We start from the raw sequence: 14,209 nt of genomic DNA on the forward strand, positions 1-14,209 counted from the left end.
TAGTGAAAAAATGACGGTCCAGATCCGTTTAGTCAATGTCATGCAGACTTCCTGCTGGGTATAATGCCCTCTACAGTAACCCATAGAAGGCGTTAATTATTATTAGTAGCCGTTATCGAGACGCATTTGCTTGGTTACAACATACTCACCAATCAGATTTCCACCATTGTCTCTATAAGCAGCCCTTACGCTAAACAGCTCAGCGTGACGGTACCACCGTCAAAGCTTCAATGTCGCCAGGCGCTCAATAAATTGCTGTGAAAAGGCCATGTCGTGCTCCCACTGGGACTGAGCGGTAGCGGCTGCTGCATAGGTAGACATAGCTGGTCCAAACGTAATCCCTGCTGCATCATCGGGCGCCATTGTGGTGTCCTCTTCAGGCAGTATGACGTTATCAAAGGGTGGCACGGGAGTGATGTTACCGTACCCCGCGGCAAGCGGCGCCTGGTCAGGTGGGATCACCGTGACAACAGAGTTTTCATCAGGAAGATCGTCAGCAATACGATGCGCATAGCGACGTAATAGCCTTTCATTGAGCACAAATAGGTAGCAGTCAGCGTCATGCAGCCCCATACGCCGAATAATCCGCCCCAATACTTGCCGAAAATGCTGCTCAGTACGAATATGGCTCAGGTAACAGCACACGCGAAGACGCGGGATATCAACGCCTTCGCTGATCATCCCCACGGACACAATCCATGACTGCATCGAACCACGAAACGCCTGCAACTTGACATGCCCATTGGGTGTTTTACTTGTCACCAAACAGACGTCTTCGCCCATGGCTTCCAGCTGCTCGGCGATGTCTTCGGCGTGAGTTATATCAGAGGCGACCACCAGACCACCCGCCGCTGACTGTGCCTGACGTAATCTCCTCAGCTGGGCGACCCCTTTCTTTAACAGCGCATCCATTGGCGTGTCATGGCGTAATAGGTCGGCATAGCTGACGCGGGGATCGCGAAGTAAGCGCGGAATGCTTGAAAACTGCTTTTGCTCGGGTGGTTTTTTGCCCTTGAGGTGGCTGATCGTCAGCTGAATATGCGGGTTATCAATCAACTTGATAGTGGGCTTGCGACATACTCCATCGCGTACCGCTTCTTGCAGCGTATAGACAAAATCCGGAACCAACCGCTGTTTGAGCAATGTTGCCTGACCTTCTTGGGTATCGCCGCCGTTGTCTGCTGATGGCACATCGAGATAACGCAAGAGCGGCAGACAACTGCCATCGGTACGCCATGGCGTGCCGGATAGTGCCAGCGTGTATGTAATGTTGCGCTCCAGCAGCAGCAGCGCCTGCCCCCACTCATTTGCACCTTGCTGCGCACCGGGCACCCGGCCAGCGTGATGGCTTTCATCCCAGATTAAGAATACCCGGTAGTATTGTCCCAGTTGTTGGAATGCACGCAGGCGCGTGCGCAGCGATTGATAGGTGTAACACCCGCCCCGTGCGCCTAGATTGCCGCTCATAGCAAGCCCCGTGACGTCTGCGAGTGTTTCTTCAGCGCGGTTCACCACTTCGCAGCTCGGCCCCAGATAGATTACGAAATCGACATCACCACACTGGAGTAAATGGTTGGCTAACACTGCTGCCATCAACATTTTCCCCGCACCAGGCGTGGCTTGGCAGAGAAAGTGAGATTGTTCGGGGGATAGCTGAGCAATAGCATGTGAAAGGCAGCGCTGCTGCCAATCACGTAACGGCGGATGCTGAGTAGTATGGGTAGACGTGTCGCGGAGTTTCATGCTTCACCTCCCGCCTGAGCGAGCTTCCGCTGCACGTCGGCGTAAGCCTTTAGCTTTTCACCCAGCGCTTTTGCCTGTGCTTTTTCATGCTCGAAAAGCGGCTCAATTTCATCACGTGCGTCAGGGTACTTTTCTGCGATTTCCTGGAACGCCTGGAGCCGGTAATCACTCGTTTCTATCTGTGCACGCAGCTGCTGGCTATCACGGCTGAGCTTGACCGCTAGCGGTTCGACGTCGCTGGAAGCTTGTAGGGTATCTTGGTAAATGTTGTCAGCATTGAGGTCAGACGTCGCTATTAGCCGGAACACATAACGATTTTTAAATCCTTTTTGAAGCCCTACCCATTCCACAATGCCTTGTTTCACACGCTTATTGATTTGATCACGCACATAGAGACGCAGCGTTTTTTGATCAAAATCCGCTAATGCTTTTAGCTCAGCAAGTTGATCGCGCAATTCACAAACCGTAAACAAGGCATGTTCCTTGGCTTTCTGCTCTAACAACCCTTGTAGGTACGGAGAAGCAATCGGGTGGATGATGCGACGACTCATTAGCGCACCTCCTGCACAGTTGCAAAACGTGCTGATGATGCGGCTTTGGCGTCTAGTGCCTGAGCTTTTTGCATATGATACTGATAACGCTGATAGCGAACGCGAAGACTGCTATCGGAGAAGAGGGCAGCACGTGCCATAGCACGGTGGGCAGCTGCGCGGCCATTAAGGCTGCAAATAGGGAAGATCTTTAAACGCATCAAACAGCTCCTTGGATTTATCAGAGCCGTCTCCGCTGTCGCCAAACAGGAGGGAGGCGGCCGTACGCAGGTTGGCGAACCGGTATCCAAGGAAAAACCGGCAGACCCTAAGGTCTCCCACGCACGACCACCATAATCACAGCAAGCAAAAAAACGCCTACTATGTTCAGTGGCGCTTATGCGCCTTGGATAATTTCAGGTCGCCAAACCTGGTTAAAGATATTGCTTTAACATTGTTAGATTACCCCGCGCACTAAATACTGTAAACCCTTACAGATCACTTGGCAGTAGTCGCTTATATGTGCCACAAACAGAATTACCAGTGATTAATGTTTTCAGTATGCGCTATTCGCAGGTTGAAGGTGGGGGTGCTGGTATACGTAGTGGTATATTGTATTTTTCTTCTTTATATTTATCTTTTTAAAATCATGTTGTTATATGTTTTTTTATGCTCCTGCCAGGATTACATAGCGAGAAAAATTGCTGGAATACTTGAAAGTCGAGCTCCTTGGCTCGCCAATGTATCGAGTGTCATCTTGCAGCAGGTCTTGCTGAATTAAATAATCCCTTTCGACATTCTCTTCAGCTCGAAGCTCAAAGCTAGGAATCGGCGTTAAGTGCTAGGATGATAAACAGCCCGTCCGATTAACAGCTGTGGGCATGCAATCGAAATCTACCGCTGTCACAGCGGCGTTGGCGTTGGCGCTGGCAGGCCGGTGGTGAGCGCCCTTAATGTGGTCTGAGGTGGCTTGCCTGCAGGTCAATATGATTTCCTGGGAGCACACCAGTGGGCGTGTTACTGCCTGAGTAAGGTAGTCTTTATGCGCTCAATTGGTTTTGAGTGTCTATACTAAAGTTAGAAAGAAATCTACGGCTGCTGTTGAAAATTAATTTAATGATGCGTCTAGAGTTTTAGGTTGTAGTTTTTTAAGTCTTATAATGAAAAAAAGTATTTATTTGCTAATCTGAATTAGGTAAAATAATTCAGCAGGGAATTATAAGGTGTTGCGTAGGTGGTTGTTTTTACGTGGTTTTCAGTGCTTTATAAAAACCTTGTGCGTTAGCAGGGTGATTTCAAAGTTCTGGAAAATAAAGGCGAAAAGTTGTTAAAGTTTGGCAAATAGCGTTGTCTGGCATCATTTCGACGTGCAGTTTTTCTATATGCTCTAATAATATTTCTATCTTAAAAAACAGCAGCAACTTACTAGTGCTGAATGATAAAAAAACAAGGGAACAGGCATGCAGGGTGCATTGCTACGCAGCGGTAAAAGTGAGCGGTTTTCGGCGTTGGGGGAGACCGGACAGCCTGTCTTTCGTTCGGCTCTTCAGCTCAGAGAGTCCATTCGTCGTGAGGCACGCAAGCGCAAGTCACAAGAACCCGACTTCCCGCATATGGAGCTGCATCTGGCAATTCCACAAAGCGATCAGCAGGGCGAACGCCTGGACTGGTATAGCGGAATGGAGGGCGATGTTATTCCCTGGAGTGCTGCTAGCGAAGAGGAACGAGCACCCGCCCGTCAAGAGCTGCGTCACTTTGAAACCTTTCTTGAAAGTTTTAGCGATTCTTCGTTGGCCAAAGCAGAAGGAACTCATAATGACCGGGGCGTGCTGGCCAAATTGCTAAAGCAAGTCATTCGAATTCCCGATCAAGATTATGTTTATCTCGTCAATGGAACGCCTGTGCTTACCTTTTGGGGATTTGAGCATCCTGATGCCAAGCGTACTACCGACCCCTTACATTTTCTTTATCCGCAAGATACTGCCCCGGCACCAGCGCCAGGCCCCAACCCAGAAGTGCCGTTGGCAGGTACTCCTTCAACTGAGCCAGTCATCGAACAGAAATCCGTGTTGGAAGAGCGACGCCCTTGGTGGCGACGCTGGTGGCCGTTAGCTCTGCTGTTGTTATTGTTGTTGCTCTTGTTAACATTTTTCGGTCTGCGTAGTTGCACGCCACAAGCCAACCTGCCTGAAGTTGGGACTGGAAATTTGCAAGCGCCTGATTTTCAGACGTCTGATGTGAGCCTGAACAATCTGAACATGCCTACGTTACCGACTCTGAATTTTCCTGCTATTTCCTTACCTGATCTGTCCAATCCACATTGGTGGGGCGGTGCCAGTAATGGCGGAGCTGGAAGCAGCGGGATGGCACTTGATGGAAGCGGTGCAGGAGTTCCAGAAGCTGATTTACCTGAGATACAAGCTCCAGACCTTGGTATGGAGGCGAGTGTGCCCGAAGTGACTGCCTTGCCTGAAATGGGGGGTGCGGCAAGTGAACTGCCTGTCGAGGAGAACTTAACTGCGTCGCCGGTTGCACCGCCTGAACTGGGGCAGGGGACGCCGCCAGCGAACTCCGAGGCATCGCCTTCAACAACGTTCGAACCGCTTACTATTCCTCCTCAGGCTGAGGATGGTCCCGCCGATTTCATGAACGGTAATTGGCGTGCAGCGGGTGTAATGGATAGCGAGACGGGACGCCCGTTACGCGTTTCCTATGCATTTGAAAAAGGACAAGGGCAGGTACAGTTGCGCCATGCCGGCGATCAGGGTGGGGTTACCTGCACCGGCCCGATAGAGGCGGCAATGCAAGAGGGCGCGCTTTCGATACAAAGCCAGGGGCAGGCCAGTTGTGAAGATGGCAGCTTTTACGATATGCCCGAAGTGCTGTGTGAGCAGGGTGCCACCGACATGGCCGACTGCGCTGTCAGTTACGCCAACGAGACCTTTCCCATGCAAATGTGGAAAGACAACGAATAATTACGGAATGTGGGAGAAGAGTTGCGACATGTTGCCTGAAGTCACTCAGTTCCAAGACGTTGTCCCGTTGGTCAACGATACCGGTGTCCAGTTTCTAGATTTTGCCTTGACGCTCGACCCTCGTAAGGAAACCGGCGGTGAGTTTGCCAAGTTAGCAGATGATCTTCTAGTGCGCCTGCTGACCAATGAAGAAGATGGCACCACTTTTTATGAACCCGAGCCCAACAAGGTCGAGCGGGTGAGTAAGCCATATCTTGATATGGACATGGAGTCGAGTTTGTCGCTCTTGGATCGTCAGTGGGTACCAATACCGTTTTTTCGGCACATGCCGCCGCATCGTTTTGATGAAGGCCCCAGTAACTGGTCTCGCATGCGCTTGGTGAAACTGGATACGCCGGATGTCGATGGTCACAGCCATCGCCTGACCTTGGCGTTTGATACTCGCAGCATGGCCAAGCGCGAAGGCACGGCTTACCTGGCGCCTAATGAAGAAGATGTCCGTTCAGGTGAGACGTTCAAACTTGCCTTGACTCCCCATGAAATGGGTTGGTTCATGGATCTAGCATGGGTAAAGGAATGGCTTAACGATCTATACCGGGAAGGCCACCCGGAAATGGATCAGAATGAGTTGGATGACGACATCAAGGCGTTACATCCTCAGGCACATTATTTGAACCTGCTAAGCCTGCTGTGGAAGCCGATTCCTGCTGAGCGAACTCAGCGAAAGCCCAAGATACGAGTGCCTGAGGTTCGCTTGGCGGGTAAGGATGCCAGTCAAAAAACCCCGATTTCCGTCGATCTTGTTCTGGATGTAGGTAACTCACGTACCTGCGGTATTTTGATCGAGCATCATGCGCAATCAGGCTCCGGCCTCAAGCAGAATTATGTGCTGGAGTTGCGTGACTTGGTCGATCCAGAATTCGTTTATACCGAGCCCTTCGAAAGCCGCATTGAGTTTTCGCAGACTTTCTTTGGTAAGGATCATCTCTCGGTCAAGAGCGGTCGTCATGATGCTTTTCGCTGGCCCACGATCGCTCGCGTGGGAGGGGAAGCGGGCCGTCTAGCCAGTCGTCGTCGTGGAACCGAAGGGTCTACCGGTCTCTCCAGTCCGAAGCGCTATTTGTGGGATGGCAGCCGTTATACGCATGGTTGGCGTTTCAATAGCGCCTACGTCAAGGCAGACAAGGAGCCCTTTGCCACAGCCGCCCCTTTCTCCAACCTGATTAATGAGCGTGGCAAGGCGATCTACGCGGTCATGCGTGATGGTGAAGACGACGATCTCCCTGTCTTCAAGCCTCACTATTCGCGTAGTTCCTTGATGACATTCATGCTCTCGGAAGTATTGGCTCAGGCGTTGATGCAGATCAATAGCCCGGCTCAACGTTCCCGCCAGGGAAATATAGATATACCTCGCCGGCTACGCTCAATCATTCTGACGGTGCCTCCGGCCATGCCGCTGGCAGAGCGGAGTATTTTGGATCAGCGAATGCGTGAAGCGGCTGGGCTGATTTGGCAGGGTATGGGCTGGTACCAAGGCGAAGATGACCCCTATCATCCGGAAGAAGCCGCCACGCCGACCCCCCCTTTACCAGAGATCCGTGTCGAGTGGGACGAAGCCACTTGCGGCCAATTGGTGTATCTGTACACCGAGATCAATGAGAATTTTGCCGGTCATCCTGAAGAGTTTTTTGACACATTGGCGCGTCCTGAAAAGTTACAGCGTGACCGTATTACACTTGCCAGTATCGATATAGGCGGGGGGACGACTGACTTGGTGATTACCGATTACCGCGTCGAAAGTGGAGAGGGAAGCGGTAACAGTAGCAATGTACATATCGTTCCTGAGCAGCGCTTCCGTGATGGATTTCGTATTGCTGGAGATGACATCCTGCTTGATGTCATCCAGACCTTCGTGCTGAAAAGTTTCGAAGAATCCTTACAGCAAGCTGGCGTCTCGTCACCGGATGCCATGATGTCACGCCTGTTGGGTGGAGAGAGCCTGAGCGCCCAGGATCAGGTATTGCGTCAGCAGCTCAATTTGCAGGTTTTCACCCCTCTGGGGCTGAAGTTGCTGAGTTACTACGAGGGATTTGATCCTCAGGAAAAGGAAAGCGAGGGGAACCCTCATATTATCACCGCCACGTATCGCGAGCTGCTGGGAGATCACGCAGCCAGCGAAGCAGTTAGAGAATATGTGCATGGTGCCGTGCGTCGTGACTTGAAAACCAATGGCACTACTTCGTTTGAGCTAATGGATATACCGATCACCTTCAACCTGCCTCAGGTACATCGGGCTTTCTTGGGGGATGGTATCAACATTGGCAAGACCCTCGGCGCCCTATGCGAGGTGATCTACCAGTACGGCTGCGACATGTTGCTGCTGACCGGACGTCCTTCTCGGCTGCCGGGTATTCAGGCTTTTTTGCGCAAGATGTTGCCGTTGCCTCCAGGACGCATTTTGCCGATGCAGAACTACCGCACTGGTAATTGGTATCCCTTCCATAGCAATGGCGAGATCGACGATCCCAAAAGCACCGCGGCAGTTGGTGCCATGTTGTGCCTGCTATGCGATCAGTTGGATTTGCCCAGTTTCTATTTCCGTACGCAGGCACTCAAACCTTACTCATTGATTCGTCATCTGGGCTCGATTGACAACAATAACGTTATGAAAAGCGATGACGTGGTCTATCGCGATATTAAGGCCAATGAAAATGGCACGGCGATTGAGCTGCCGGAAGAGGATGAACCCAAGGTGCAGGTACGTGGGGGCATTGTGCGCATTGGATATCGTCAGTTGGATGCCGAGCGTTGGGTGGCCTCGCCACTCTATACGCTGGAACTGACCGAGTCGGGCAAGGGGAAATATAAGCAGGCGGTGGTAAGTGAGGGAAACGGCAGTCAGCCGGTGGTCGAGGTGGAGCTTAAAGTTGTTGAAAACAACACCAAGGGCGGCTTGATTAGTGATGAGCTGAAGGTCAGTCGAGTCACTGATAACACCAACAAATCATTTGGCAAAGCCGACGTTAACCTTCAGCTCAATACCATGATCGATGCCGGACTGGGCGATTCCAATTACTGGCTGGACAGTGGGAGTGTGAAGCGCAAATGAGCAACCTGACTGATAAACAACACCAATTGGGCCAAGGCTGGGACGCTGTGCACGCTGGGGCTGGTCAGGCCATCGAGTGGATCGAAGACGTTCGCAACAATGCCCCGCGCCTGGATAGTGAAGCCGATAATCTGATCCTGGAATTGCACAAAGCGCGCAATCTTGCATCAAGCTTAGGGCGGGCTGCGGGTACCCCAATGACCATTGGTTTTTTTGGGTTGTCTCAAGCGGGGAAATCGTACTTGATCTCGGCATTGGCCGCAGGCCATAACGGCAAGCTGGAAACCGATTATGGTGGCAAGCGTCTCGACTTCATCGAGCACGTGAATCCAGTTGGTGGGGGTAAGGAAGCTACGGGGCTAGTGACACGGTTTAGTCGCACGGCTAATAGCGGGCCGACTGATACACCTGTTGAACTGCGCCTATTCAGTGAAGTTGAGATCGCCAAGATACTGGCCAATGCCTGGTTCAATGACTTTGACCATGAGCAGTTGCACTATGAGTTGGATGAAGCGCGCATTGAGCGCATTCTCAAGCCGTTTGAGGGTGTCGAGGTCACCGCAGAAACACAGCCCGGGCTGAGCGGTGATGACGTGGTATCCCTATGGGACTACCTCACTGGCAGCTTCAAAAAGTCAATTAGTAAGCTTGAAGCGCGCTACTGGCCCCGGGTTCTCAAACTGGCACCGCGTCTCTCCTGCGAACAGCGCGCTGATTTGTTTTCTCTGTTGTGGGGCGAGCAAGAAGAGCTCACTCGCCTTTATGTACAGCTAGCAGCCACCTTACGCCGTCTAGGTAATGCCTCTACTGTGTATGCGCCGCTTACTTGTCTAGTCACGCCTGAAGGCGACGGGTATAGCCAGCGTGACAGTATTATGAATGTGGATATTCTTGAGCGTCTGGGTAGCGCCGATGATCACAGTCTGGACGTGAGACCTTTAGAGCAAGAAACGCTTGGCCATTACGTCGCGGTTTCGGTGGCTCAGTTGGCAGCGTTGACTGCCGAGCTCACGTTTCCTCTCATTGAGCCGACGCAGGATCCTCAGGTCGAAAAAGTCGATCTGCTTGATTTCCCCGGTTATCGCGGACGCCTAAGCCTAAAAAGTGTCAACGAAGCCGCCAGCCAAGCGAGTAGCCAAGGGGGCAACCCAGTTTCTCAGTTGATATTGCGCGGCAAGGTGGCGTACCTGTTTGAACGTTATACGGACAGCCAGGAAATGAACGCCTTGGTGGTGTGTACAAGTTCGGATAAACAGAGTGACGTGACCTCGGTCGGCCCAGTACTGACACGCTGGATTGAAAAGACTCAAGGATTGACCAGTCAAGATCGTGCAGACAAGGCGCCAGGATTGATCTGGACGCTTACCATGTTTGATAAGCGCATCAGTGGGGCGCTGAACTTGACGGAAAGTCAGTTGCGCGAAGGCTGGGAAGGGTTGATTAAAATGACCTTATTGGAGCGCTTTGGCCAGTACGACTGGATGAATGAATGGGCTCCAGGACAGCCATTCAACAATACTTTCCTAGTTCGGAAGCCACGCCTGCCTGTTTCTTTTCTCAACAGTCGTGATAACGAAGAACTCGGTATCAATGACGACTACGAAGCGCCGCTTGAACGTATGGCATCCACTTTTGGCGAGAATGCCAGTGTGCAAAAGCATGTGCAGGCTCCTGGCGAGGCCTGGGAGGCGATGCTGGCACTTAACGATGGCGGCATCAAGCGTATCAGCCAGTATCTCGGCCGTATCGCTACCCTGGAGTTCAAGCTGGCCAGCATTGAAAAGCAGCTGAATGAAACACTGAGTTCTTTGGTAGAAAAACGCTTGGCCCCCCTTCACCAGACGGATGGCAGCGGCGAAGTGGCTAAAAAACGGGAGGTCGCCAAGCTGTTATGGCAAAGCCTACAACAACGCCTGGCAACCCTGGGTGAGCTGCAGCACCAACTTGAGCTTCCTCAGCAAACGGTACGCGATCTTTACTTGAGCGATAGCGAAGAGGATGGAGTAACAGCTACTGAAGACGACGTGGATAACGAGCCGAAGGTAGCCGATAGTCTTTATTGCAACAGTGGTTTTAACCTGAGTGATGATCCCTTCGCAGGTAGCATGCCGTTTGGTGAAGATGCATCCGCCGTACCTGCAGTGAAAAACGAGCCGGTGCTACAAGGGGCGGATCACCGTTTTGCTCGCAAGGTCTTTCAAGCATGGGTCGCCCATTTGCGAGAAATCCCCGGACGCCAGTCTCTGCTGCAACTGCTGGGGCTGGAAAAGGTAGTCGTTGAATCCTTGACCGATGAATTGATCACGGCAGCCAATCGCATGGCACTGCAACAACGCCTGGATCAAGCACTTCTGAGACGCGCCCAAAGTAGCGCCAAACGTGACCAGTTGGTGGAGCGTCAAGTATTGGCCGCCCAGTTGGTGCTGCGCGATTTTATTGCTTGGCTGGGCTACCAAGAAATGCCAATTGATGAGCGGCCGAATAGTCTTGCAGGCAAGAAGGACAAACTGTTCTTGCCGAGCGCACCGATTTTATCGGGTGAGCTGCCCCATCTAGCGCCTCAGCCCGTCAATCAAGCTGTCCTTTATCTGGCCGATTGGCTTTCAGGAATTTGCATCGTGACGCAGGAAAATGCAGGACATACCGTCGGACGGGAAATTACCATGGAGCAGAACGAGCGCTTGGGCGCAGTGTTGTCATCCTTTCGCCAACTGGAGGTGACCTATGCGGGTTGAACTGCGTCCATTGGAGTCCGGTACGCCGGGTGAAGGCCGTTTGCTGCTCAAGGGGTGGAAAGGGGAAACGGCTTCTCTGCAACTGTCGATTCAAGAAAGCCAGGATCAACAGTTTTTGCACCCGGGAAAAACGTGGAGTACTAAGGCTCACACCTTTGAATTGGCTAGCCTGGAGGAGGCCGGTGACCAGCGTCTCCAAGTGCTCCTCGACAGTACTATCATAGATCCTCTGTTGGAGCTTCCCGGCTCTACACAATATTTGCTGACCTTGCAGGATGCCCAGGGCATAAAAGACCAAGGTGTGATAAAGCTTTCACGCGATTTGATGCCCTCTAGTGCTTCGGGTTCCACGCCTTCTACGGGGGGGAGCAGCGTCCTGCATTCACCATCGGTTGCGGAAAAGGCACCCGAACCGACGCCAGAGCCGGAAATAAAGGTGGATGCTGAGCCGGAGCCTGCTCAGGTGCCGGAAGTGGAAGTGCCACCCGTGCCTGCCAGTAAGGCAAGTAAGCGCGGCCCATTGCTATTTATATTACTGGGGCTTTTGCTCCTGGCAGCAGTGGCTTTAGGTGCTTGGTATTGGTTCAGTAATAACGCTGATAATTCAGGGGCCGATCCGGTTGAACAAGAAAACGTCGAGGAAGAAGAGACTAACGGAGCAGAGGAAAGCACTCTAACGGAAGAAAATATCGAGGTCGGCAACGAGGACGCTGACGTACCCTCTGAGGAAAACACAGAAGACGTCATTACAGCCACTCCCCCTGGCCCAGCCCCGGCATGTTCGATTGAAGCTCTTGAAGAGCAGGACGAACTGGCGTTCGTGCAGGGATGTTCCCAAGCTGAGCTGACTCCTGAAGCACTGCTTTCTGTGATCGAAGCTGCTCGTGATGCAGAGCATTGTGGGATAGCACGACGGCTTTATGCCAACCGTGCTATCGCAGGCGATGCCAATATTGCTCTGGCCTATGCCCGTGAATACGACCCAGCTTATCACCAGACAAGTACCTGCTTTACGGAAGCTGATGCCGAAACTGCTAGCTATTGGTACCAGATTGTATTGGACATCGAACCCGACAATAGCGAAGCGCAGGCACGTTTTGAGGAGCTGGGCGAATGATACGCAACGCACTCGCGACCTTAATGTTCTCAACTGTCGCTTTATCGGTAACTGGGCTTTGTGCCACGGCTACGCTAGCTGATCCACGTCCTCTACTGCAGGAAGGCAAGCAAACCTTACATCAACGTGTCCTGACCACGCCTGGGTGCGAGTTAACTGATACAGCGGGAATTAGTGGCGAATTGCAACCTGCTTTCACCCGTTTCTATGTGTATGAGCGCAGCGAGGTGGATGGGCGCGAATGGTTGAAGGTTGGGCCGGATAGTTACGGCACTATCAGCGGCTGGCTGCCAGCAGACTGTAGCGTGGCTTGGAAGATGCAACTTACGCTGGCATTCACTAATCCAGCTAACCGTCAGCGACTGCTGTTCTTCCGTGAAAGAGACGCGCTTCAAGATATTCTCGATGAGTTTGAGCCTTCCAGTCGCGTTGTTCCTTTGCATGCCGCCCTAGATCGTGAGGAAGAGATCCCCGATATATTGGCGCGGGAGCCTGAGTACTTTGTCGACCTTCAGGAACAATTCTATTTGTTACCGATACTCGAAGGCGAAGAAGTTTTTACCGAAGCCGGATTTCGCGCACGACTGTTGAACGTGGCGTCGGTAAGCAAGGCCGGTGAGCCTGACCCTGCCGACACTGAAATTGACCCTGAAGATGACATACCAGCCAGTCAATTGCGTGAGTTCAATGCAGGTGTCGTCTTCGTGATCGACTCGACGATTTCCATGGGCCCATATATCGAACGTACCCGCGAGGCGGTGAGTAAGATACTCGATCGAATTGAGTCGGAAAACCTGGAGGAGCAGGTCAAGTTCGGCCTGGTCTCTTATCGTGATAGCGTGGAAAGCGTACCTGAGCTCGAATACATCAGCCGTATGTATGCCAACCCGATGGAAGTGCAAGGCAGGCAGGACTTGATGGCGCGCATGGACGAACTTCATGAAGCCACGGTGTCCACACCTGGGTTTGAAGAAGATGCTTACGCTGGGGTAATGCAGGCAATTGATGAAGTGGAGTGGAGCCAATATGGTGCCCGCTATATCGTTCTGATTACCGATGCCAGCGCCATTGATGGTGACAATGAACGCTCCTCTACAGGGTTGAGTGCCGATCAGGTGCGTCTGGAAGCGGCTAATCCGGGGGTGGCGATCTATACGCTGCATCTGAAAACCGAGAGTGGCGAGCGCTTTGGCGACCACACCAGAGCCGCGGCGCAATATGCCAATCTTTCCACTTATGCGGGAACCAATACCTCGCTGTATTACCCGGTGGAAGCGGGGGATGTAGAGGCATTTGGTGCCAAGGTGGATGCCTTGGCTGAGGCGATCACTTCTCAGGTGCGTGCTGCTTATATCGGCGATGAGGCTATTGGCAGTGCTTTGAATGCACATCAGTCTGATTCTAGCGAGGTTGATCCGGATCAACAGCAATTACTGGAAGATGCGGATCTTATTGGCCACGCCATGCAGCTTGCCTATCTGGGGCAGCAGGCTGGCAGCAAGGCACCGCCGGTTTTTCAAGCCTGGATCAGTGATCGCGACTTGGTACAGCAGAACCGTCCAAGTACGGACGTTCGAGTGTTGCTGACCAAATCTCAGTTGAGTGACCTGAGTGATGTGGTGGCGCAGATTCTGGATGCTGGTAATCAAGGCCTGATTTCACCCACTGACATGTTTGAACGCTTGCGCTCGGTAGCGGCTGCAATGGGCACCGACCCCAATCAGCTACAGCAAAATGAATCCACTCAGATAGCCGAGCTGGGGCTGATGGGGGAGTATTTGGAAGATTTACCTTATCAGAGTGAGGTGCTCAACCTGGATGAAGCCACCTGGAAGAGCTGGGACGGTCTTTCTCAAGAGAGGTTCATCCGCAATCTGAGCATTAAGTTGCGCCACTATCAACGCTATAACGAGGATGTTGACCGCTGGGTCTCTCTTGCCGAAGGCAGTGATCCACGGGATGACGTCTATCCGGTTCCTCTTGAAATGATGCCGTAAAGC

Annotated in this window: 8 protein-coding genes; 5 read left to right on the plus strand and 3 right to left on the minus strand. The window is 52.3% G+C overall.

Annotated elements, in window-relative coordinates; all coding sequences use genetic code 11:
• Positions 1–219: 219 nt before the first annotated feature.
• From HZU72_RS03610 to HZU72_RS03620, 3 genes are read right to left on the minus strand one after another with little or no spacing between them, the layout of a single operon-like run.
• Positions 220–1,743, minus strand: a complete 1,524-nt coding sequence (locus HZU72_RS03610) for a DEAD/DEAH box helicase (protein WP_180090580.1) — start codon at positions 1,741–1,743, stop codon at positions 220–222.
• Positions 1,740–2,294, minus strand: coding sequence for a hypothetical protein (locus tag HZU72_RS03615; RefSeq protein ID WP_180090581.1), 555 nt, complete (start codon positions 2,292–2,294; stop codon positions 1,740–1,742). Before HZU72_RS03615 ends, HZU72_RS03610 begins: the two co-directional genes overlap by 4 nt.
• Positions 2,294–2,494, minus strand: coding sequence for a hypothetical protein (locus HZU72_RS03620; protein WP_125749522.1), 201 nt, complete (start codon positions 2,492–2,494; stop codon positions 2,294–2,296). Before HZU72_RS03620 ends, HZU72_RS03615 begins: the two co-directional genes overlap by 1 nt.
• A gap of 1,239 nt (positions 2,495–3,733) precedes the next feature.
• Here HZU72_RS03620 and HZU72_RS03625 point away from each other — a divergent pair.
• The 5 genes from HZU72_RS03625 to HZU72_RS03645 are packed head-to-tail and all read left to right on the plus strand — an operon-like array spanning position 3,734 to position 14,206.
• Positions 3,734–5,248, plus strand: coding sequence for an SrfA family protein (locus tag HZU72_RS03625; protein WP_180090582.1), 1,515 nt, complete (start codon positions 3,734–3,736; stop codon positions 5,246–5,248).
• A gap of 28 nt (positions 5,249–5,276) precedes the next feature.
• A complete protein-coding gene (locus HZU72_RS03630; protein WP_180090583.1) occupies positions 5,277–8,357 on the plus strand; it encodes a virulence factor SrfB in 3,081 nt (1,026 codons plus the stop codon).
• Positions 8,354–11,092, plus strand: coding sequence for a putative virulence factor (locus HZU72_RS03635; protein ID WP_180090584.1), 2,739 nt, complete (start codon positions 8,354–8,356; stop codon positions 11,090–11,092). Before HZU72_RS03630 ends, HZU72_RS03635 begins: the two co-directional genes overlap by 4 nt.
• The gene (locus tag HZU72_RS03640) at positions 11,082–12,209 is read left to right on the plus strand and encodes a hypothetical protein (protein ID WP_180090585.1); all 1,128 of its coding nucleotides are present in this window, start codon (positions 11,082–11,084) and stop codon (positions 12,207–12,209) included. The genes HZU72_RS03635 and HZU72_RS03640 overlap by 11 nt, the downstream gene beginning before the upstream one ends.
• On the plus strand, positions 12,206–14,206 hold the full coding sequence (locus HZU72_RS03645; RefSeq protein WP_180090586.1) for a vWA domain-containing protein: 2,001 nt from the start codon (positions 12,206–12,208) through the stop codon (positions 14,204–14,206). Before HZU72_RS03640 ends, HZU72_RS03645 begins: the two co-directional genes overlap by 4 nt.
• The last annotated feature ends 3 nt before the right edge of the window (positions 14,207–14,209 follow it).

The organism is Vreelandella sedimenti, from assembly GCF_013416325.1.
Lineage (GTDB): Bacteria > Pseudomonadota > Gammaproteobacteria > Pseudomonadales > Halomonadaceae > Vreelandella > Vreelandella sedimenti.